General features: G+C 61.4%; 29 protein-coding genes and 1 pseudogene. All 30 read right to left on the minus strand.

Going from position 1 to position 18,643, the window contains the following annotated elements; all coding sequences use genetic code 11:
- A pseudogene (locus GSQ79_RS14340) lies at positions 1 to 324 on the minus strand (serine protease); the annotation flags it as partial.
- A 162-nt stretch (positions 325 to 486) separates the two neighbouring features.
- Entirely contained in the window at positions 487 to 900 is a 414-nt protein-coding gene (gene rplQ, locus GSQ79_RS14345) for a 50S ribosomal protein L17 (protein WP_158809383.1), read from the minus strand.
- Positions 901 to 997: 97 nt separating this feature from the next.
- The gene (locus GSQ79_RS14350) at positions 998 to 2,014 is read right to left on the minus strand and encodes a DNA-directed RNA polymerase subunit alpha (protein ID WP_158809384.1); all 1,017 of its coding nucleotides are present in this window, start codon (positions 2,012 to 2,014) and stop codon (positions 998 to 1,000) included.
- Between the two features lie 148 nt (positions 2,015 to 2,162).
- Complete coding sequence (gene rpsK, locus GSQ79_RS14355) at positions 2,163 to 2,552, minus strand: 30S ribosomal protein S11 (protein WP_158809385.1); 390 nt, start codon at positions 2,550 to 2,552, stop codon at positions 2,163 to 2,165.
- Positions 2,553 to 2,646: 94 nt separating this feature from the next.
- Entirely contained in the window at positions 2,647 to 3,015 is a 369-nt protein-coding gene (rpsM, locus tag GSQ79_RS14360) for a 30S ribosomal protein S13 (RefSeq protein ID WP_158809386.1), read from the minus strand.
- A gap of 202 nt (positions 3,016 to 3,217) precedes the next feature.
- Positions 3,218 to 3,811: an adenylate kinase gene (locus tag GSQ79_RS14365; protein ID WP_158809387.1), complete on the minus strand. Its 594-nt coding sequence runs from the start codon at positions 3,809 to 3,811 to the stop codon at positions 3,218 to 3,220.
- A complete protein-coding gene (gene secY, locus GSQ79_RS14370; RefSeq protein WP_158809388.1) occupies positions 3,808 to 5,139 on the minus strand; it encodes a preprotein translocase subunit SecY in 1,332 nt (443 codons plus the stop codon). The genes GSQ79_RS14365 and secY overlap by 4 nt, the downstream gene beginning before the upstream one ends.
- Before the next feature lie 131 nt (positions 5,140 to 5,270).
- A complete protein-coding gene (rplO, locus tag GSQ79_RS14375; RefSeq protein WP_158809389.1) occupies positions 5,271 to 5,765 on the minus strand; it encodes a 50S ribosomal protein L15 in 495 nt (164 codons plus the stop codon).
- Positions 5,762 to 5,968, minus strand: coding sequence for a 50S ribosomal protein L30 (rpmD, locus tag GSQ79_RS14380; RefSeq protein ID WP_158809390.1), 207 nt, complete (start codon positions 5,966 to 5,968; stop codon positions 5,762 to 5,764). The genes rplO and rpmD overlap by 4 nt, the downstream gene beginning before the upstream one ends.
- Before the next feature lie 17 nt (positions 5,969 to 5,985).
- Positions 5,986 to 6,570 carry a 30S ribosomal protein S5 gene (gene rpsE / locus GSQ79_RS14385; RefSeq protein WP_158809391.1) on the minus strand — a complete coding sequence of 195 codons (585 nt, stop codon included), beginning with the start codon at positions 6,568 to 6,570 and terminating at the stop codon, positions 5,986 to 5,988.
- A gap of 101 nt (positions 6,571 to 6,671) precedes the next feature.
- Entirely contained in the window at positions 6,672 to 7,034 is a 363-nt protein-coding gene (rplR, locus tag GSQ79_RS14390) for a 50S ribosomal protein L18 (RefSeq protein WP_158809392.1), read from the minus strand.
- 9 nt (positions 7,035 to 7,043) lie between these two features.
- Positions 7,044 to 7,577 carry a 50S ribosomal protein L6 gene (rplF, locus tag GSQ79_RS14395; protein WP_158809393.1) on the minus strand — a complete coding sequence of 178 codons (534 nt, stop codon included), beginning with the start codon at positions 7,575 to 7,577 and terminating at the stop codon, positions 7,044 to 7,046.
- 25 nt (positions 7,578 to 7,602) lie between these two features.
- On the minus strand, positions 7,603 to 8,001 hold the full coding sequence (gene rpsH, locus GSQ79_RS14400) for a 30S ribosomal protein S8 (protein ID WP_158809394.1): 399 nt from the start codon (positions 7,999 to 8,001) through the stop codon (positions 7,603 to 7,605).
- Between the two features lie 9 nt (positions 8,002 to 8,010).
- Positions 8,011 to 8,316 (minus strand): 30S ribosomal protein S14, encoded by a 306-nt coding sequence (gene rpsN, locus GSQ79_RS14405; RefSeq protein WP_158809395.1) that lies wholly within the window; start codon positions 8,314 to 8,316, stop codon positions 8,011 to 8,013.
- A gap of 42 nt (positions 8,317 to 8,358) precedes the next feature.
- Entirely contained in the window at positions 8,359 to 8,919 is a 561-nt protein-coding gene (gene rplE, locus GSQ79_RS14410) for a 50S ribosomal protein L5 (RefSeq protein ID WP_256379026.1), read from the minus strand.
- Positions 8,920 to 9,058: 139 nt separating this feature from the next.
- Positions 9,059 to 9,376 (minus strand): 50S ribosomal protein L24, encoded by a 318-nt coding sequence (rplX, locus tag GSQ79_RS14415; protein ID WP_158809397.1) that lies wholly within the window; start codon positions 9,374 to 9,376, stop codon positions 9,059 to 9,061.
- A complete protein-coding gene (rplN, locus tag GSQ79_RS14420; RefSeq protein ID WP_158809398.1) occupies positions 9,376 to 9,744 on the minus strand; it encodes a 50S ribosomal protein L14 in 369 nt (122 codons plus the stop codon). The genes rplX and rplN overlap by 1 nt, the downstream gene beginning before the upstream one ends.
- Before the next feature lie 244 nt (positions 9,745 to 9,988).
- Entirely contained in the window at positions 9,989 to 10,237 is a 249-nt protein-coding gene (gene rpsQ, locus GSQ79_RS14425) for a 30S ribosomal protein S17 (RefSeq protein WP_158809399.1), read from the minus strand.
- Positions 10,238 to 10,247: 10 nt separating this feature from the next.
- Complete coding sequence (gene rpmC / locus GSQ79_RS14430; protein ID WP_158809400.1) at positions 10,248 to 10,460, minus strand: 50S ribosomal protein L29; 213 nt, start codon at positions 10,458 to 10,460, stop codon at positions 10,248 to 10,250.
- A 13-nt stretch (positions 10,461 to 10,473) separates the two neighbouring features.
- The gene (gene rplP / locus GSQ79_RS14435; protein ID WP_158809401.1) at positions 10,474 to 10,887 is read right to left on the minus strand and encodes a 50S ribosomal protein L16; all 414 of its coding nucleotides are present in this window, start codon (positions 10,885 to 10,887) and stop codon (positions 10,474 to 10,476) included.
- 35 nt (positions 10,888 to 10,922) lie between these two features.
- Positions 10,923 to 11,648, minus strand: coding sequence for a 30S ribosomal protein S3 (gene rpsC, locus GSQ79_RS14440; protein ID WP_158809402.1), 726 nt, complete (start codon positions 11,646 to 11,648; stop codon positions 10,923 to 10,925).
- 10 nt (positions 11,649 to 11,658) lie between these two features.
- Positions 11,659 to 12,048 carry a 50S ribosomal protein L22 gene (gene rplV, locus GSQ79_RS14445; RefSeq protein ID WP_158809403.1) on the minus strand — a complete coding sequence of 130 codons (390 nt, stop codon included), beginning with the start codon at positions 12,046 to 12,048 and terminating at the stop codon, positions 11,659 to 11,661.
- Position 12,049: 1 nt separating this feature from the next.
- Positions 12,050 to 12,328, minus strand: a complete 279-nt coding sequence (gene rpsS / locus GSQ79_RS14450) for a 30S ribosomal protein S19 (RefSeq protein WP_158809404.1) — start codon at positions 12,326 to 12,328, stop codon at positions 12,050 to 12,052.
- Between the two features lie 5 nt (positions 12,329 to 12,333).
- On the minus strand, positions 12,334 to 13,173 hold the full coding sequence (rplB, locus tag GSQ79_RS14455; protein ID WP_158809405.1) for a 50S ribosomal protein L2: 840 nt from the start codon (positions 13,171 to 13,173) through the stop codon (positions 12,334 to 12,336).
- A gap of 22 nt (positions 13,174 to 13,195) precedes the next feature.
- Positions 13,196 to 13,507 (minus strand): 50S ribosomal protein L23, encoded by a 312-nt coding sequence (locus tag GSQ79_RS14460; protein WP_158809406.1) that lies wholly within the window; start codon positions 13,505 to 13,507, stop codon positions 13,196 to 13,198.
- A complete protein-coding gene (rplD, locus tag GSQ79_RS14465) occupies positions 13,504 to 14,124 on the minus strand; it encodes a 50S ribosomal protein L4 (RefSeq protein WP_158809407.1) in 621 nt (206 codons plus the stop codon). The genes GSQ79_RS14460 and rplD overlap by 4 nt, the downstream gene beginning before the upstream one ends.
- A 2-nt stretch (positions 14,125 to 14,126) precedes the next feature.
- The gene (gene rplC / locus GSQ79_RS14470; protein ID WP_158809408.1) at positions 14,127 to 14,870 is read right to left on the minus strand and encodes a 50S ribosomal protein L3; all 744 of its coding nucleotides are present in this window, start codon (positions 14,868 to 14,870) and stop codon (positions 14,127 to 14,129) included.
- A gap of 64 nt (positions 14,871 to 14,934) precedes the next feature.
- On the minus strand, positions 14,935 to 15,243 hold the full coding sequence (gene rpsJ / locus GSQ79_RS14475; protein WP_158809409.1) for a 30S ribosomal protein S10: 309 nt from the start codon (positions 15,241 to 15,243) through the stop codon (positions 14,935 to 14,937).
- 73 nt (positions 15,244 to 15,316) lie between these two features.
- On the minus strand, positions 15,317 to 16,507 hold the full coding sequence (gene tuf, locus GSQ79_RS14480) for an elongation factor Tu (RefSeq protein ID WP_158809410.1): 1,191 nt from the start codon (positions 16,505 to 16,507) through the stop codon (positions 15,317 to 15,319).
- A gap of 51 nt (positions 16,508 to 16,558) precedes the next feature.
- The gene (gene fusA, locus GSQ79_RS14485) at positions 16,559 to 18,634 is read right to left on the minus strand and encodes an elongation factor G (protein ID WP_158809411.1); all 2,076 of its coding nucleotides are present in this window, start codon (positions 18,632 to 18,634) and stop codon (positions 16,559 to 16,561) included.
- Positions 18,635 to 18,643: the final 9 nt, after the last annotated feature.

The raw sequence follows: 18,643 nt of genomic DNA on the forward strand, positions 1-18,643 counted from the left end.
CAGGCCCGACGGGTCGACCAGCACGCCGGACCCGAGCGACTTAGCCGTCGCACCGCCCGGCCGCGCCGTGCTGCCGTCGCCAAAAAAGTGGCGAAACACCGGATCGGCAAACAACGGGTTTTGGGGCTGCGCATCGGTGCGCGACGCATAGACGTTGACGACGGCCGGGGTCGCCTTGCGCACGACGGGCGCAAAGGAAAGGATTTCGTCCGCCTTCGTTGCGGGCAGCTGCCGCACCGGCTCCGCCACGGAGGAAAGGGCGCCACCGAGAACGCAGATCGCCGCGAGGCTCAAGAGGCGTATCGATCCAGCATTCGGCATCATTCGGCGTGGCTCCAGGACAAAGCGTTGCGCCCGTAGTCGCATGCGAAATGCGGCAACGGCAAGGAAGCCTGACGGAAGACAGCACGCAAACGGCCCGAAACGCGAAAACCCGGCCAGGACTCGCGTCCGGCCGGGTTTGAAATGGGAGCAGCCGTTAGCGGATCAGGCTGCGTCTTCGTTGCCCTGGACCGGACCGCTGTCCTTGCCGCGCGCAGTAACGTCGCGGTCGACGAACTCGATCACGGCCATCGGCGCGTTGTCGCCGTAGCGGAAACCGGCCTTGAGAACGCGGGTGTAGCCACCGTGGCGCTCCTTGTAGCGCGGGCCGAGCACATCGAACAGCTTGCGGACGAGGACGACGTCCTTGATCTGCGCGATCGCCTGACGACGGGCATGCAGGTCGCCGGCCTTGCCGAGCGTCACGAGCTTCTCGACGACAGGACGCAGGTCCTTCGCCTTGGGAAGGGTGGTGATGATCTGCTCATGCTTGATGAGCGCCTGGCACATGTTGGCGAACATCGCCTTGCGGTGTTCGTGGGTGCGGTTGAAGCGGCGCTTTGCGCGACCGTGATTCATTGTGGCTCTCCGATTTTTGCGGCCGCCGTGCCAAGGTACGGCCGATGATTATATTATGGTCTTAATCCTCCTCCCGTCGGGAGGAGGATGGATTGGCCTAATAGTGCTCTTCGAACCGCTTGGCGAGTTCGTCGATGTTCTCCGGTGGCCAGCCGGTGACTTCCATGCCGAGGTGCAGGCCCATCTGCGCCAGCACTTCCTTGATCTCGTTCAACGACTTGCGGCCGAAGTTCGGGGTCCGGAGCATCTCGGCCTCGGTCTTCTGGATGAGGTCGCCGATATAGACGATGTTGTCGTTCTTCAGGCAGTTCGCCGACCGCACCGAAAGCTCGAGCTCGTCGACCTTCTTGAGCAGCGCCGGGTTGAAGGCCAGCTCCGGGATCGCCGGGGTGGTCTCTTCGCGACGGGGCTCTTCGAAGTTCACGAAGACATTCAGCTGATCCTGAAGGATGCGCGCCGAGAAGGCGATCGCGTCTTCCGGCGTCAGCGCGCCGTTGGTCTCGACCTGGATGGTCAGCTTGTCATAATCGAGGATCTGACCTTCGCGGGTGTTCTCGACGCGGTAGCTGACCTTGCGGACCGGCGAATATAGGCTGTCGATCGGGATGAGGCCGATCGGCGAGTCTTCCGAGCGGTTGCGATCGGCAGCGACGTAGCCCTTGCCGGTGTTGACCGTGAACTCCATCCGGATCTCCGCGCCCTCGTCGAGCGTGCAGAGCGTCAGAAGCGGGTTGAGGATGGTGACATCGCCGACGGTGGTGATGTCGCCGGCCGTGACCTTGCCCGGACCGGTCTTCTTCAAGACCATCCGCTTCGGGCCGTCGCCCTGCATCTTGACGGCGATGTCCTTGATGTTGAGGACGAGGTCGGTGACGTCTTCCCGCACGCCGGGGATCGACGAAAACTCATGCAGCACGCCGTCGATGTGAACGGCGGTGATCGCGGCGCCCTGGAGCGACGAGAGGAGAATGCGACGCAGGGCGTTGCCGAGCGTCAAGCCGAAGCCGCGCTCGAGAGGCTCCGCCACAACGGTCGCAAAACGCTTGGCGTCATCGCCCGAAGCCACTTCGAGCTTGTTCGGCTTGATCAGTTCTTGCCAGTTCTTCTGGATCACGGGACGCACCTTTCAGTGATGCAGACGAAACGGCCGGATACCGCCCCGTCAAAAGTGAAAAGCCGCAACGAAGACGTCGCGACCAAGAGCGTGTTCCGGAAAGCCGAAGCTCTTCCGATCAGAACACGCCCTGCCGTCATCAAAGAGGTTAGACGCGCCGACGCTTGCGCGGGCGGCAGCCGTTGTGCGGGATCGGCGTGACGTCGCGGATCGAAGTCACGGTGAAACCCGAGGCCTGCAGCGCGCGAAGCGCCGACTCACGACCCGAACCGGGGCCCGACACTTCGACCTCAAGCGTGCGCATGCCATGCTCCGACGCTTTGCGCGCCGCATCTTCAGCCGCCATCTGCGCCGCGTAGGGGGTCGACTTACGCGAGCCCTTGAAGCCCATCGTGCCGGCGGACGACCAGGAAATCGTGTTGCCCTGTGCGTCGGAAATCGTGATCATCGTGTTGTTGAACGTCGAGGAGACGTGAGCGACGCCCGACACGATGTTCTTGCGCTCGCGGCGGCGGACGCGGGTTGTCTCTTTAGCCATAAAAATGTCCTTCTGGCGCGCCCGTCATTCCAGGCGCTCGGGTTATGTTGCTTGATCCCCGCGACACGCGCGGGGATGCCTCTGCTAAAGCAGATTACTTCTTCTTGCCGGCGATCGGCTTGGCCTTGCCCTTGCGGGTACGGGCGTTGGTATGCGTGCGCTGACCTCGGACCGGAAGGCCACGACGATGACGCAGGCCGCGGTAGCAGCCAAGGTCCATCAGGCGCTTGATGTTGATCGAAACTTCGCGGCGCAGATCGCCTTCGACCATATAGTCGCGGTCGATCGTCTCGCGGATCTGCAGGACCTCCGCATCGGTCAGCTGCGACACGCGACGATCGGCGGGGATCGCAACCTTTTCGCAGATTTCCTCGGCCTTCTTGGCGCCGATACCGTGAATATACTGAAGCGCGATGAGAACGCGCTTGTTCGTCGGAATGTTGACGCCGGCAATACGAGCCATAGTTACCCTCTCCATATGGGAGGCTCTCGGACGAGAGCCCATAACGTTCGCGTCCGGTGGAGCCCGGCCCATGCGAACAAACCCGCCAAAACGAACAACGACAGCCCCGAGGGAGCTGCCGCTGGCAAATCATAGGCGAAGTATGATCTGCTAAAGTCTTGATCCCAGCCCGTCAAGGCCTAGAGGCAAGAAAAGACTCGGCTTAGGCCGCGATCTTCTCTTTGAGGAATGCATCGATGGAAGCCGATACCTCTTCGATATTGGCCATGCCGTCGACCACATGCAACTGTCCAGCATCGGCATAGAAGGCCGAAACCGGCGCCGTCATCTCGCGATACGCTTCCATGCGCGAATGGAAAGCTTCGGCATTGTCGTCGGACCGCACGGGATGGCCGGCGGCGATCGTCTGCTGCACCCGTTTTTCCATCCGCGCCAGAAGCGCGGTCTCGTCGACGCGCAGCTCGATCACGGCGTCGATGTCCATGTGCTTCTTGTGCAGAATCGTATTGAGCGCCGTCGCCTGGGCGACCGTGCGCGGGAACCCGTCGAGGATAAACCCCTTGGCGCAGTCCGGCTGTTCGACCCGGTCGGCAATCAGACCGACGACGATCTCATCCGAGACCAGTTTGCCGTCGCTCATGATGGCCTGGGCCTGCAGGCCCATCGGCGTCTGTGCCTTCACCGCGGCGCGCAGCATGTCACCCGTCGACAGCTGCGGGATGTCGAAGCGCTGCATCAGACGCGCGGACTGCGTGCCCTTCCCGGCGCCTGGTGGCCCAAGCAGTATCAACCTCATCGACGTCTTCCCCGAAGCTTGGCTTTCTTGACCAGCCCTTCATACTGATGGGCCTGAAGGTGCCCGTGGACTTGCGCCACGGTATCCATGGTCACGCTGACGACGATCAGCAGCGATGTGCCGCCAAAGTAGAACGGCAGCGCCGCATACGAAATCAGTATTTCGGGGAGCAGACAGATGATCGCGAGATAGCCAGCGCCGAGCACGGTGATTCGCATGAGGATCTTGTCGATGTACTGCGATGTCCGTTCACCAGGCCGGATCCCAGGAATGAAGCCGCCATGCTTCTTCAGGTTGTCCGCCGTCTCCGTCGGATTGAAGACGATGGCGGTGTAGAAGAAGGCGAAGAACACGATCAACCCGACATAGGCGAGCATGTAGAGCGGCCGCCCATGGGCGAAGTAGGTCGTGATCGTCCCGAGAACGCCACCGCCGCCATTCGACGAAAAGTTGGCGATCGTCGTCGGCAGCAAGAGCAGCGACGAGGCGAAGATCGGCGGGATGACGCCGGCCGTATTGAGCTTCAGCGGCAGGAAAGACGTCTGGCCTTCGTAGACGCGGTTGCCCTGCTGGCGCTTGGGATAGGTGATCAGCAGGCGGCGCTGGGCGCGCTCCATAAACACGATGAAGGCGATGACCGCCACCGACATGACCATAACCACCAGGATGATGCCGGTGGAAATCGCGCCCTGACGGCCGAGTTCGAGCGTGTTGGCGATCGCCGACGGGAAGGCCGCGATGATGCCGGCGAAGATGATCAGGGAGGAGCCGTTGCCGATACCGCGCGAGGTGATCTGCTCGCCAAGCCACATCAGGAACATCGTGCCGCCCATGAGGGTCAGCACGGTCGAGATGCGGAAGAACAGGCCAGGCTCCAGTACGACATGCGCCTGACCTTCCAGCCCGACCGAGATGCCGTAGGCCTGGAACGCCGCGAGAATGACGGTGAGATAGCGCGTGTACTGGTTGATGACCTTGCGGCCGGACTCGCCCTCTTTCTTGAGGGATTCGAGCGACGGGATGACCGATGTCATCAGCTGGATGATAATGGATGCCGAGATGTACGGCATGATGTTCAGGGCGAAGATGGCCATGCGTTGCACGGCGCCGCCGGAAAACATGTTGAAGAGCTCGAGAACGCCCTGCTTGTGTCCGGTAAAGTTGGCCTGAAACGCCGCGGGGTCGATGCCCGGCAGCGGAATATAGGTCCCAAGCCGATAAACGATGAGCGCACCCAGGGTGAACCAGATGCGCTTTTTCAGTTCGTCGGCCTTGGAGAAGGCACCCCAATTGACGTTTGCCGCGAGTTGTTCTGCCGCCGAGGCCATGGACTGCTCCGTAAGACCGATCAACGCGCCGCAGACATCCGCTGGTCAGGCGGCGGCGCAATGTCCTTGGGACACCGCGCCCTCCACATAGGGGTCCGCTCTCTATTTGTCAGCCTTGCGGCGGAGAGCCGTTAGGCCTCCGCTGCAGCGTCCTTCTTGGGCTTGGGAGCAACCAGCACCTTGATGCTGCCGCCAGCCTTCTCGATCGCCGCAACGGCGCTCTTCGAGGCCGAAGCAACTTCGAAGCTGAGCTTCGAGGTCAGGTCGCCAACACCGAGGATCTTGACGCCATCGCGCGGCTTCGAGCAAACGCCCGCAGCGACGAGAAGGTCGATCGTGACCACCGCGTCAGCTGCCAGCTTGCCGGCTTCGACAGCCTGCTGAATGCGACCGAGGTTGACCTCGTTGTAGTCCGTCGAGAAGGGGTTCCAGAACCCGCGCTTCGGCAGACGACGATGCAGCGGCATCTGACCGCCTTCAAAACCCTTGATCGCAACGCCGGACCGGGCCTTCTGACCCTTGACGCCGCGACCACCGGTCTTGCCCTTGCCGGAGCCGATGCCCCGGCCGACACGCATGCGGTTCTTGGAAGAGCCGACGTTGTCATGAATTTCGTTGAGCTTCACGACGGCCTCCCCTCTTCCGTAACCACGCGAACGAGATGCGCCACTTTCGCGATCATGCCGCGAACCGAAGGCGTATCTTCGAGCGACGAGATGCGCCCGATCTTGTTGAGCTTGAGGCCGATCAAGGTCGCGCGCTGATCTTTCGGGCGACCGATCGGGCTGTGGGTCTGAAGGACCGTTACTGTGCCGTGCTTCTCAGCCATGGTGATCTCTCCCCGGCTCAAGCTTCGGCAACCACCGCTTCAGCATCACCGCCCTGACGGCGGGACTGAAGGGTGGAAACCTTGAGGTTGCGGCGGGCCGCGACCGAACGGGGCGAGTCTTCGTGCGCCAAGGCGTCGAAGGTGGCGCGGATCATGTTGTAGGGGTTCGAAGAGCCCTGCGACTTCGCGACGACGTCGTGCATGCCGAGAGTCTCGAAGATGGCGCGCATCGGGCCACCGGCGATGATGCCGGTACCGGCAGGCGCCGCCCGCAGGATGACCTTGCCGGCGCCGTGGCGGCCGTGAACGTCATGATGCAGGGTGCGGCCTTCGCGCAGCGGCACGCGGATCAGGCCACGCTTGGCGGCTTCCGTCGCCTTGCGGATGGCTTCCGGCACTTCGCGCGCCTTGCCATGACCGAAACCGACACGACCCTTCTGGTCGCCGACGACGACGAGAGCAGCGAAGCCGAAACGACGACCGCCCTTGACCACTTTCGCGACGCGGTTGATGTGGACCAAACGGTCTACGAACTCGCTGTCTTGCTCGTCTCTACTGTGACGATCGCGTCCACCGCGACCGCCTTCACGTTCACCAGCCATTATTCTTTTCCGTCACTTACGCGGCAGGCTCGAGGCCAACACCGCTCGCTTCGTTTTTTGATGTTCAGTCCGACCCAGGCCGCAAAGCCGCCTGGACGGGATTAGAACGTGAGACCGCCTTCGCGGGCGCTCTCGGCGAGCGCCTTGACACGCCCGTGGTACATGTAAGCGCCGCGGTCGAACACGACTTCCTTGACGCCGGCAGCCGACGCGCGCTCGGCGATCAGCTTGCCGACAGCCGTCGCGGCTTCAACCGTCGCGCCCGTCTTCAGGCTGTCGCGGCTGACCTTCTCGAGCGAAGAGGCGGACGCGAGAGTCGTGCCCGCAGCGTCGTCGATGATCTGACAATAGATCTGCTTCGACGAGCGGAACACCGACAACCGCGGCTTACCATAGGCACGAGCCTTAAGCGACCGGCGAACACGAGCCTTGCGGCGCGCTGTTGCTCCATTATCCTTTGGCATAGCTTCGCCTTACTTCTTCTTGCCTTCCTTGCGGAAGATGAATTCGTCCGAATAGCGGACACCCTTGCCCTTGTAGGGCTCCGGCGGACGCAGCGCTCTGATCTCGGAGGCCACTTGGCCGACCTTGCGCTTGTCGATGCCGGTGATGATGATTTCGATCGGACGCGGGGTCACGATCGTAATGCCGTCCGGAATGGGGAACGGCACATCGTGGCTGTAGCCGAGCGAGAGCTGCAGGACTTTTCCCTGCACCGACGCCTTATAGCCGACGCCCGTGATGTCGAGCTTCCGCTCGAAACCGGCGGAGACGCCGAGAACAAGATTGCTCACCATGGCGCGGGACATGCCCCACATGGCTTGCGCGCGCTTGCTGTCCGAACGGGGTGAAACTTTCACCTCGTCGTTAGCAAAGCTGACATCGACTTCATCGGGAACCACGAAGAACAACTCGCCCTTCGCGCCTTTGACGCTGACGTTCTGGCCGTCGACCTTTGCGGTGACGCCCTTTGGCAGGGCGACGGGCTTCTTTCCGACGCGTGACATGATTCTAATCCTTCAATCAGCGGGGTCAGAAGACCTTGCAGAGCACTTCGCCGCCGACATTGGCTTCGCGCGCGGCATGATCGGCCATGACGCCCTTCGGCGTCGAGACGATGGTGATGCCGAGACCGTTAGCGACGCGCGGCAGGGCGTCGACAGCGGCATAGACGCGACGACCGGGCTTCGACACGCGCGAGATCTCGCGAATGACGGGCAGTCCGTCGTAATACTTGAGCTCGATTTCGAACTCGGTCCGTCCATTGCCAAATTCCGTGGTCGAATAACCCCGGATATAGCCTTCGGACTCGAGAACATCGAGGACATGGGCGCGCAGGCGCGACCCAGGAGTCTGGACTTTGCCCTTGCGGCGCATTCCAGCGTTACGGATACGCGTGAGCATATCGCCGAGCGGATCGTTCATCGACATGGCGTGCTCCTACCAGCTCGACTTGACGAGGCCGGGGATCAGGCCCTTGGAGCCGAGCTCCCGGAGCGCGATACGCGACATCTTCATCTTGCGTGTGAACGCACGGGGACGACCACTCACTTCGCAGCGGTTGCGGACGCGATTTGCAGCGGAATTCCGCGGCAGTTCGGACAGCTTCAACCGCGCCTCGAAGCGCTCTTCCATCGAAAGAGACTCGTTGATGGTGATCGCCTTCAGCTTCGAACGACGACCAGCGAATTGCTTCACCAGGCGCATCTTCCGTTTATTGTTCTCAATCGCGCTTTTCTTCGCCATCGATATTTAACCCTCTGGTTACCGCGTCTGAGCCCTAAAGGCTCACTGCCGGAACGGGAAGTTGAATGCACGCAGAAGAGCGCGCGCCTCGTTATCCGATTTCGCCGATGTACAGACGATGATGTCCATACCGAGCATGCTATCGACCTTGTCGTAGTTGATCTCGGGGAAAATCAGATGTTCCTTGATGCCCATGGCGTAGTTGCCATTGCCATCAAAGCTCTTGGGGTTCAGACCGCGGAAATCGCGAATGCGCGGCAGCGCGATCGTGACCAGGCGATCCAGGAATTCATACATGCGAACCTTGCGAAGGGTGACCTTCGCGCCGATCGGCATGTTCTCGCGCACCTTGAAGGTCGAAATAGCATTCCGAGCCTTGGTGATGACCGGACGCTGCCCGGCGATCATCGCCAGATCGGCAGCTGCCAGCGTCACCTTCTTGGTGTCGTTGACGGCCTCGCCGACGCCCATGTTCAAAACGATCTTCTCGATCACAGGAACCTCGAACGGGTTCTTGTAGCCGAACTCCTCGATCATCTGGGCGCGCACGACGTCCATGTAATGCTGTTTGAGGCGCGGCGAATAATCGGCGGGCGCGTTCAGGTCTTCGGCAGACGCCGTCTTGTAGGACGGTGCGCCGCGGCTCGCCTTGGCTTCCGCCGAGCTCACCTTCGCAACTTTCGCGGAATCCTTCGCGGTGTTGCTGGAGGCGCCCTTAGCGCCGCCTTTAGCGGACTTTGGGTCAGCCATCGATCACTTCTCCGGAACTTTTCGCAAAACGAACCTTGCGGCCGTCTTCGAGGAACTTGAAACCAACGCGCGAGGCCTTGCCGCCTGCGGGATCGGCGATCGCGAGGTTCGACAGATGGATCGTCGATTCCTTCGAGATGATGCCGCCCTCTTGCTGGGCCGTCTGGCGCGTGTGGCGCTTGACCATGTTCACGCCGCGAACGATCGCTCGCTCGTCTTTCGGCATGACCTGGAGCACTTCCCCGGAGCGACCCTTGTCGCGTCCGGCGAGAATGACGACGGTGTCGCCCTTTTTAATCTTTGCGGCCATTACAGCACCTCCGGCGCAAGCGAGATGATCTTCATGTGGTTGCGGGCGCGCAACTCGCGCGGCACCGGCCCGAAGATGCGGGTCCCGATCGGCTCGGACTGGTTGTTGATGAGCACGGCGGCATTGCTGTCGAAGCGGATCACGGACCCGTCAGCGCGTTTGATATCCTTGGCCGTACGCACAACGACCGCCTTCATCACGTCGCCCTTCTTCACGCGACCGCGTGGGATGGCTTCCTTGATGGAGACGACGATGATGTCGCCGACGCCGGCATAACGACGCTTCGAACCACCCAGCACCTTGATGCACATAACGCGACGTGCGCCGGAATTATCCGCGACGTCGAGGTTCGACTGCACCTGTATCATGGCTTTAGAGCCTTTCCTGTCAGATCGGTTTCCTTCGCGGCTCGGGGCCGCTCCGGACTACGCCTGTTGGAGACTTACGTCTCCGTGGCTTTGTTTTTGGTCGTCCCAGACCTGGTTCTCAGGCCTGTCGTCTAACGCGAATTCCCGGGAAGCTCTGGGAGCTTTCCGGATGGATACGCGCCGTAGTCTTGAAGAGAACCGCCTTCTTATCAGCTAAACAGATTCTGCCTAGCAAAAAGATGCGTTATCCCTGCGCTTGTGCGGGACGCCCGATGACAATCCAGCGCTTGAGGCGCGAAATCGGCTTTGTCTCTTCGATGGCGACATGATCGCCAACCTTGAAGTCCTTGGACTCGTCATGCGCATGGTAGTTCTTGGAACGACGCACCGTCTTCTTGAGAAGCGGATGCGTGAACCGGCGCTCGACCTTCACGACGAGGGTCTTTTCCTGCTTGTCACTGACGACGACGCCCTGGAGAATTCGCTTCGGCATAGTTCAGATCCTACTTCTGCGCCGCATCGCGCTTGGTAGCGGCGAGCGTCTTGATGCGGGCGATATCGCGGCGGACGACGCGCACGCGCGCCGTGTTCTGCAGCTGGCCGGTCGCACGCTGAAAGCGCAGGTTGAACTGCTCCTTCTTCATGTTGAGCACTTCCTGCTCGAGCTGGTCTGCCGTCATAACCTTGAGGTCGGACAGGCGGGTCTTGGATTTCATCAGACTGTCCTCCCTATTCTGCGATGCGTTCGATGAAGCGCGTCTTGATCGGCAGCTTGGCGGCCGCCAGCGTCAGCGCTTCCTTGGCGAGACCGACGGGCACGCCGTCGAGCTCGAACATGATGCGGCCGGGCGCAACGCGGCAGGCCCAAAGCTCGGGCGCGCCCTTGCCTTTACCCATTCGCACTTCGGTCGGCTTCTTCGAGACGGGAACGTCCGGAAAAATGCGGATCCACACGCGACCGGCACGCTTCATGTGACGGGTCATGGCGCGACGGGCGGCCTCGATCTGGCGCGCAGTGATGCGCTCCGGCTCCATGGCCTTGAGGCCGAACTGGCCGAAGTTCAGCTCGAAACCACCCTTGGCCGCGCCGTGAATGCGGCCTTTGAAGGCTTTCCTGAACCGTGTCTTTTTGGGTTGAAGCATAGCTTAGCTCTTAAACCTAATCAAAATGGGGACGGTCAGGCCGCGTCGCGGTCACGACGTTGACGGCGCTCGTTGCCACCACCACCGGAATGATCCTGCTGCTCGGCCTTGCGGTCCTGCGCCATCGGATCGTGCTCGAGGATCTCGCCCTTGAACACCCAGACCTTGATGCCGCACGTGCCATAGGCCGTGTGCGCGGTAGCGGTGCCGTAATCGACGTCGGCGCGCAGCGTATGCAGCGGCACGCGACCTTCACGATACCATTCCAGACGCGCGATTTCCGCACCGCCGAGACGACCGGAGCAGTTGATCCGGATGCCTTCGGCGCCGAGACGCATGGCGGACTGGACGGCCCGCTTCATGGCGCGACGGAAGGCAACGCGACGCTCGAGCTGCTGGGCGATGGAATCGGCCACCAACACTGCGTCGATTTCCGGCTTGCGGACTTCAACGATGTTGATGACGACTTCCGACGACGTCATGCTGGCAACGAGCTTGCGGATCTTGTCGATATCCGCACCCTTCTTGCCGATCACGACGCCCGGGCGAGCCGAGTGGATCGTGACGCGGCACTTCTTGTGCGGGCGCTCGATGATGATCTTCGAAATCGCCGCCTGCTTCAGCGTCTTCATAAGAGCGGCGCGGATCGCGATGTCCTCGTGAAGCAGCTTGCCGTACTCGTTCTTGCCGGCAAACCAGCGCGAGTCCCAGGTACGGTTGATGCCGAGCCGGAGACCGATCGGATTGACTTTCTGTCCCATCGTGAACCCCTTAAGCTGCGACAGTCGGCGCGGCAACTTCGCGCACGACGATCGTCAGGTTGGCGAACGGCTTCTCGATCCGTCCGGCGCGACCACGGGCCCGCGGGCTGAAGCGCTTCATGACGAGCGCCTTACCGACGTGAGCCTCTGCGACGACGAGTTCGTCGACGTCGAGGTCATGGTTATTCTCGGCGTTGGCGATGGCGCTCTCGAGAGTCTTCTTGACCTCGTGGGCGATACGCTTGCGCGAAAACTGGAGATCGGCGAGCGCGGTCTCGACCTTCTTGCCACGAATCAACTGCGCCAGAAGATTGAGCTTCTGCGGGCTGACACGGAGCATGCGGCAGACGGCCTTCGCCTCGTTGTCTTTGAGAGCGCGTGAGCTCTTCGGCTTGGCCATATCAGCCTCTCTTGGCTTTTTTATCGGCCGCATGGCCGGGGAACGTACGGGTCGGCGAGAATTCGCCGAGCTTGTGGCCGATCATGTCGTCGGTGATGTTCACGGGGATATGCTTGTGCCCGTTGTAAACACCGAAGGTCAGGCCGACGAATTGCGGCAGGATGGTCGAGCGCCGGCTCCAGGTCTTGATGACCTCCGAGCGGGTGCTGCTTCGAGCGGTTTCCGCCTTCTTCAGCATGAAGCCGTCGACGAACGGACCTTTCCAGATCGAACGCGCCATTGGGTTTAGCCCTTCTTCTTACTTTTGTGACGCGAGGTCACAATAAATTTGGTCGTGGACTTGTTGGTCCGGGTCTTCTTGCCCTTGGTCGGCTTACCCCAGGGGGTAACGGGATGGCGACCACCGGACGTCCGACCTTCACCACCACCATGCGGATGATCGACCGGGTTCATGGTCACGCCGCGGTTATGCGGACGACGACCCAACCAGCGGCTGCGACCGGCCTTGCCGATCGACGCGTTCATGTGGTCGGGGTTGGAAACCGCGCCCACCGTGCCGAAGCACTGGCCGTGGATCAAACGCTGTTCACCCGAATTGAGCCGGATGATGACGTAACCCTGATCACGACCGACGACCTGAGCATAGGTCCCGGCCGAGCGGACCATGGCCGCGCCCTTGCCGATCTTCATCTCAATGTTGTGGACGATCGTGCCGACCGGCATGTTCGCCAACGCCATCGCGTTGCCCGGCTTCACGTCGACCTGGTTGCCGGCGATGACTTCGTCACCGACCGACAGACGCTGCGGCGCGATGATGTAGTTCTGCACGCCGTCGGTGTATTTGATCAACGCGATGAAGGAGGTGCGGTTCGGATCATATTCGATCCGCTCCACTTTCGCAGGCATGTCGAGCTTGCGACGCTTGAAGTCGATGATGCGGTAGGTCTGCTTGTGCCCACCGCCACGGAACCGCACCGTGATGCGACCCGTGTTGTTACGACCGCCGGCCTCGGACTTACCCTCGGTCAGGATCTTGAGCGGCTTGCCCTTGTAGAGCTCGCTGCGATCGACGAGCACGAGCTGACGAAGGCTCGGCGTTGTCGGATTGAATGTCTTCAATGCCATGACTAAAAATCCAAAACTCGGCTCAGAGGCCGGTCGTGATGTCGATGCGATCGCCATCCGCGAGAGTGACGACGGCCTTCTTCAGATCCGACTGCTGGCCGCGCACGCCTTTGAAGACCTTGCGCTTGCCCTTGCGGATCAACGTGTTGACCGCCTCGACCTTGACGTCGAAGAGACGCTCGACCGCGGCCTTGATCTCCGTCTTCGTGGCATCCTTGCGGACCTTGAACACGACCTTGTTCAGCTCGGAGGCGATCGTCGCCTTCTCGGTGATCACGGGCGCGACGATGACGTCGTAGTGGCGGGCCTCGATGGTGGCTTTCGCAGAACTCATTTGAACCGCGCCTCCAGCGCTTCGAGAGCAGCCCGCGTGAGCACGAGCTTGTCGCGACGCAGAATGTCGTAAACGTTGATGCCCTGGATCGGCAGCACGTCGATCATCGGGATGTTGCGCGCGGCCAGCGAGAAATTGGCCTCGCATTCGGCGCCGTCGATGATCAGCGCATTGCGCAGGCCCATCTTGGCGAAACGGTCGAGCAGCACCTTGGTCTTCGGCTCGGCGACCGAGGCGTCGGACCAGACGATGATCTCACCGTCACGGGCCTTGGCCGAGAGCGCATGCCGCAAGGCCAGCGCACGGACCTTCTTCGGCATGTCGTGAGCGTGGTCGCGCGAGACCGGACCGTGGGCCTTACCACCGCCGCGGAACTGCGGAGCGCGCGCCGAGCCATGACGAGCGCCGCCAGACCCCTTCTGCTTGCCGAGTTTCTTGCCGGTGCGCCAGATGTCGGCGCGACCGAGAGATTGATGCGTCCCAGCGCGACGCTTGGCCAGCTGGTAGCGGATCATACGAGCGATAAGATCCTGACGCGGCACCAGGCCGAAGATCGCATCGTCGAGATCGATCGAGCCGTCGGCAACGCCGTCGACAGAAGTGATGTCAAGTTTCATGATCAGGCCTCCGCGCCGGTTTCGGCCGGAGCTTCCGAAGAAGCCGAACCCTTGTGATCAACGCTATCGTTCGCGATCCGGAACTTGCCCGGCTGCGGAACATCGGTCGGCAGAGCCTTCTTGATCGCGTCGCGAATGAAGATCCAGCCGCCCTTCGAACCAGGCACAGCGCCTTCGACCAGGATCAGGCCGCGCTCGACGTCGGTCTGGACGACCTTAAGGTTGAGCGTCGTGATCCGATCGCTACCCATGTGGCCAGCCATCTTCTTGTTCTTGAAGGTCTTGCCCGGGTCCTGACGACCACCGGTCGAACCGTGCGAACGATGCGAGAGCGAGACACCGTGGGTGGCGCGAAGACCACCGAAGTTCCAGCGCTTCATCGGGCCGGCGAAGCCCTTACCGATGCTGGTTCCGGTCACGTCGACGAACTGTCCGATGAGGAAGTGATCGGCGGTGATCTCGGCGCCGACAGGCAGAAGCCCGTCTTCTTCGACGCGGAATTCGGCGATCTTCATCTTCGGCTCGACCTTGGCGATGGCGAAACGCCCGCGCTCGGCTTTCGAGACATTCTTGACCTTCACATGACCGACGCCGAGCTGAACGGCCGTATAGCCGTTCGCTTCCATCGTCCGATGAGCGATGACCTGACAGCCGTCCATCTTCAGGACGGTAACCGGTACATGCTCGCCGGTGTCCGTAAACACCCGCGTCATGCCCAGCTTCTGTGCGATAACACCTGACCGCATAATCTTAAGTCCTCCGGAGGCGCTCACAGGTTCCGAACCCGGGCGTAGCTCCGCACCAAAAAAACTAGAGCTTGATCTCGACGTCCACACCGGCCGCAAGATCGAGCTTCATCAAAGCATCGACCGTTTGGGGAGTCGGGTCGACGATGTCGAGGACGCGCTTATGCGTCCTAATTTCGAACTGCTCGCGCGACTTCTTGTCGACGTGCGGCGAGCGGTTCACCGTGAACTTCTCGATCTTCGTCGGCAGCGGGATCGGGCCGCGCACTTGCGCCCCGGTCCGCTTTGCCGTCGAAACGATCTCTTTCGTCGAACTGTCGAGCACACGGTGATCGAAAGCCTTGAGACGAATCCGAATATTCTGGCCGTTCATCAAACCAATTCCTTATCGACCAGCTTAGCCCCGAATAGGGTTTCGGGACCAATCCCGTGCCGGTGTCGTCGTATTACTCAGTGATGGAAGCAACGACGCCTGCGCCGACGGTCCGGCCACCTTCGCGGATAGCGAAGCGAAGCTTCTCTTCCATTGCGATCGGCACGATCAGCTCGACGTCCATGGTGACGTTGTCGCCGGGCATGACCATCTCGACACCCTCAGGAAGGGTGCAGACACCCGTCACATCGGTGGTACGGAAGTAGAACTGCGGGCGGTAGTTGGTGAAGAACGGGGTATGACGGCCGCCCTCGTCCTTGGTGAGGATATACGCCTCAGCCTTGAACTTGGTGTGCGGCTTGACCGTGCCGGGCTTGCAGAGAACCTGGCCACGCTCGACGTCTTCACGCTTGGTGCCGCGAAGCAGCGCGCCGATGTTGTCGCCGGCCTGGCCCTGATCGAGCAGCTTGCGGAACATTTCGACACCGGTGACGGTCGTCTTGACGGTCGGCTTCAGACCGACGATCTCGATTTCCTCACCGACCTTGACGATGCCGCGCTCGACGCGACCGGTCACGACCGTACCACGACCGGAGATCGAGAACACGTCTTCGACCGGCATCAGGAACGGCAGGTCGAGGGGACGCGCCGGCTGCGGGATGTAGGCGTCGACGGTCTCCATGAGCGCGAGAACCGCGTCATGACCGATCTCAGGCTGCTTGTTCTCGAGCGCGCAAAGGGCCGAACCCTTGGTGATCGGAATGTCGTCGCCGGGAAAGTCGTACTTGGAAAGCAGTTCGCGAACTTCGAGCTCAACGAGCTCAAGCAGCTCGGCGTCGTCGACCATGTCGACCTTGTTCATGAACACGACCAGAGCCGGCACGCCGACCTGACGGGCGAGCAGGATGTGCTCGCGGGTCTGGGGCATCGGACCATCGGCCGCGGACACGACCAGGATCGCACCGTCCATCTGCGCCGCGCCGGTGATCATGTTCTTCACATAATCGGCGTGGCCGGGGCAATCGACGTGAGCGTAATGGCGGTTCTTGGTCTCGTACTCGACGTGGGCGGTCGAGATCGTGATGCCACGAGCCTTCTCTTCCGGAGCCTTATCGATCTGATCGTACGCCGTATAGGTCGCACCACCGGACTCGGCGAGCACCTTCGTGATGGCGGCCGTCAGAGACGTCTTGCCATGATCGACGTGACCGATCGTGCCGATATTGCAGTGCGGCTTATTCCGCGAGAACTTTTCTTTTCCCATCGTAGGGCTCCTTTAGGAAACGTGCTGGATCAGGTGGGGACGAAATGGTGATCAGGCGTACTTGGCCTGGACCTTGGCCGCCTCGCTCGCCGGCACTTGTTCGTAATGGTCGAATTGCATCGTGTAGTTGGCGCGGCCCTGAGAGAAGGACCGCAGTTGGTTGACGTAACCGAACATGTTGGCGAGCGGCACCATGGCGTTGATCACCACGGCGTTCCCACGCATGTCCTGGCCCTGCACCTGGCCACGTCGTCCGAGCAGATCGCCCATGACGGAGCCGGTGTAGTCTTCCGGGGTCGTCACTTCGACCTTCATGACCGGCTCGAGAAGAACCGAGCCACCCTCGCGGAGCGCTTCACGGAAAGCGGCGCGCGACGCGATTTCGAAGGCGAGGACCGAGGAGTCGACGTCGTGGTAGGCGCCGTCGACCAGCGTTGCCTTGACATCGACGACAGGGAAGCCGGCGAGAACGCCTGCGCCCATGACGCTGTTGATGCCCTTTTCAACGCCCGGAATGAATTCCTTGGGAACCGCACCACCGACGATGCTGGAAGTGAAGGAAGAACCCGCACCCGGCTCGCCCGGCTCGAAGATGATCTTGACGCGGGCGAACTGGCCCGTACCACCTGTCTGCTTCTTGTGGGTGTAGTCCTTCTCGACCCGCTTGGTCAGCTTTTCGCGATAAGCGACCTGCGGGGCGCCGATATTCGCGTCGACCTTATAGGTGCGGCGCAGAATGTCGACCTTGATGTCGAGATGAAGTTCGCCCATGCCCTTGAGGATGGTCTGGCCGGATTCCTGGTCGGTCGACACACGGAAGGACGGATCCTCCGCGGCCAGCTTCGCAAGAGCGACGCCGAGCTTCTCCTGGTCGGCCTTGGACTTCGGCTCGATCGCGATCTCGATGACCGGCTCGGGGAATTCCATCCGCTCCAGAATGACCGGCTTCTGCAGGTCGCAGAGCGTGTCACCGGTTCGGGTATCCTTCAGGCCAGCCAGCGCGACGATGTCGCCCGAGAAAGCCTCCTTGATATCGACGCGGTCGTTGGCATGCATCAGCAACATGCGGCCGATACGCTCTTTCTTGTCCTTGGTCGAATTCATCACGGTCGTGCCGGATTCGATCTTGCCCGAGTAGACGCGAGCGAAAGTGATCGTGCCGACGAAAGGATCGTCCATGATTTTGAAGGCGAGCATCGAGAACGGCTGGTCGTCGCCGGGCTCGCGGGTCATCTCTTCGCCGCTGTCCGGGTTGATACCCTTGATGGCTTCACGATCGAGCGGCGACGGCAGGTATTCGACGACGGCGTCGAGCAGCGGCTGAACGCCCTTGTTCTTGAATGCGGACCCACACAGCACCGGAATGAAGGTGATGTGACGCACGGCCTTGCGGATCAGGCGATGCAGCGTCTTCTCGTCGGGCTCTTCGCCGTCGAGATAGGCCGTCATCACGTCGTCGTCGAGTTCGACGGCCGCTTCGAGCAGCATGTGACGATATTCTTTCGACCGCTCCAGAAGATCTGCCGGAATCTCTTCGTCATGGTACTTCGCGCCCAGCGCTTCGTCTTCCCAAACGACGGCCTTCATGCGCACCAGATCGATGATGCCCTTGAAATCGGACTCGGAACCGATCGGCAGCTGGATGCAGACGGCGCGGCCGCCCACCTTGGTCTTGATCTCGTCGACGCAGCGATAGAAATCGGCGCCGATCTTGTCCATCTTGTTGACGAACACGATACGCGGCACGCCGTACTTGTCGGCCTGACGCCAGACTGTCTCGGTCTGCGGTTCGACGCCCTGATTGCCGTCGAGCACGCAAACGGCGCCGTCGAGCACGCGGAGCGAACGCTCCACCTCGATGGTGAAATCCACGTGGCCTGGGGTGTCGATGATGTTCAGGCGCTTGCCGTTCCAGGCCGTGGTCGTCGCAGCGGAGGTGATCGTGATGCCACGCTCCTGCTCCTGCTCCATCCAGTCCATGGTGGCGGCGCCGTCGTGCACTTCGCCGATTTTGTGCGACTTGCCGGAATAGAACAGAATGCGCTCCGTCGTCGTCGTCTTACCGGCGTCGATGTGGGCCATAATGCCGAAGTTGCGGTAGTCTTCGATCGGGTGGCTGCGGGCCATGGTGTCAGA

Origin of the sequence: Beijerinckia sp. L45 (assembly GCF_009765775.1) — a bacterium.
Taxonomy (GTDB): domain Bacteria; phylum Pseudomonadota; class Alphaproteobacteria; order Rhizobiales; family Beijerinckiaceae; genus RH-AL1.

What these genes read in the sequence shown, in the direction of transcription:
- rpsQ (WP_158809399.1), bottom strand. Translation starts at nt 10,237, where the DNA reads ATGCCGAAGCGAATTCTCCAGGGCGTCGTCGTCAGTGACAAGCAGGAA.
- rplN (WP_158809398.1), bottom strand. Translation starts at nt 9,744, where the DNA reads ATGATACAGGTGCAGTCGAACCTCGACGTCGCGGATAATTCCGGCGCA.
- GSQ79_RS14460 (WP_158809406.1), bottom strand. Translation starts at nt 13,507, where the DNA reads ATGAGTTCTGCGAAAGCCACCATCGAGGCCCGCCACTACGACGTCATC.
- rplR (WP_158809392.1), bottom strand. Translation starts at nt 7,034, where the DNA reads ATGCCAAAGGATAATGGAGCAACAGCGCGCCGCAAGGCTCGTGTTCGC.
- rplV (WP_158809403.1), bottom strand. Translation starts at nt 12,048, where the DNA reads ATGGCCAAGCCGAAGAGCTCACGCGCTCTCAAAGACAACGAGGCGAAG.
- tuf (WP_158809410.1), bottom strand. Translation starts at nt 16,507, where the DNA reads ATGGGAAAAGAAAAGTTCTCGCGGAATAAGCCGCACTGCAATATCGGC.
- rpsC (WP_158809402.1), bottom strand. Translation starts at nt 11,648, where the DNA reads ATGGGACAGAAAGTCAATCCGATCGGTCTCCGGCTCGGCATCAACCGT.
- rplF (WP_158809393.1), bottom strand. Translation starts at nt 7,577, where the DNA reads ATGTCACGCGTCGGAAAGAAGCCCGTCGCCCTGCCAAAGGGCGTCACC.
- rpsS (WP_158809404.1), bottom strand. Translation starts at nt 12,328, where the DNA reads ATGGCGCGTTCGATCTGGAAAGGTCCGTTCGTCGACGGCTTCATGCTG.
- secY (WP_158809388.1), bottom strand. Translation starts at nt 5,139, where the DNA reads ATGGCCTCGGCGGCAGAACAACTCGCGGCAAACGTCAATTGGGGTGCC.
- rplX (WP_158809397.1), bottom strand. Translation starts at nt 9,376, where the DNA reads ATGGCCGCAAAGATTAAAAAGGGCGACACCGTCGTCATTCTCGCCGGA.
- rpsE (WP_158809391.1), bottom strand. Translation starts at nt 6,570, where the DNA reads ATGGCTGGTGAACGTGAAGGCGGTCGCGGTGGACGCGATCGTCACAGT.
- rplQ (WP_158809383.1), bottom strand. Translation starts at nt 900, where the DNA reads ATGAATCACGGTCGCGCAAAGCGCCGCTTCAACCGCACCCACGAACAC.
- rplC (WP_158809408.1), bottom strand. Translation starts at nt 14,870, where the DNA reads ATGCGGTCAGGTGTTATCGCACAGAAGCTGGGCATGACGCGGGTGTTT.
- GSQ79_RS14365 (WP_158809387.1), bottom strand. Translation starts at nt 3,811, where the DNA reads ATGAGGTTGATACTGCTTGGGCCACCAGGCGCCGGGAAGGGCACGCAG.
- rplP (WP_158809401.1), bottom strand. Translation starts at nt 10,887, where the DNA reads ATGCTTCAACCCAAAAAGACACGGTTCAGGAAAGCCTTCAAAGGCCGC.
- rpmC (WP_158809400.1), bottom strand. Translation starts at nt 10,460, where the DNA reads ATGAAATCCAAGACCCGCCTGTCCGACCTCAAGGTTATGACGGCAGAC.
- rpsM (WP_158809386.1), bottom strand. Translation starts at nt 3,015, where the DNA reads ATGGCTCGTATTGCCGGCGTCAACATTCCGACGAACAAGCGCGTTCTC.
- rpsK (WP_158809385.1), bottom strand. Translation starts at nt 2,552, where the DNA reads ATGGCTAAAGAGACAACCCGCGTCCGCCGCCGCGAGCGCAAGAACATC.
- rplD (WP_158809407.1), bottom strand. Translation starts at nt 14,124, where the DNA reads ATGAAACTTGACATCACTTCTGTCGACGGCGTTGCCGACGGCTCGATC.
- rpsJ (WP_158809409.1), bottom strand. Translation starts at nt 15,243, where the DNA reads ATGAACGGCCAGAATATTCGGATTCGTCTCAAGGCTTTCGATCACCGT.
- rpsN (WP_158809395.1), bottom strand. Translation starts at nt 8,316, where the DNA reads ATGGCGAAGAAAAGCGCGATTGAGAACAATAAACGGAAGATGCGCCTG.
- fusA (WP_158809411.1), bottom strand. Translation starts at nt 18,634, where the DNA reads ATGGCCCGCAGCCACCCGATCGAAGACTACCGCAACTTCGGCATTATG.
- rpsH (WP_158809394.1), bottom strand. Translation starts at nt 8,001, where the DNA reads ATGTCGATGAACGATCCGCTCGGCGATATGCTCACGCGTATCCGTAAC.
- rpmD (WP_158809390.1), bottom strand. Translation starts at nt 5,968, where the DNA reads ATGGCTGAGAAGCACGGCACAGTAACGGTCCTTCAGACCCACAGCCCG.
- rplB (WP_158809405.1), bottom strand. Translation starts at nt 13,173, where the DNA reads ATGGCATTGAAGACATTCAATCCGACAACGCCGAGCCTTCGTCAGCTC.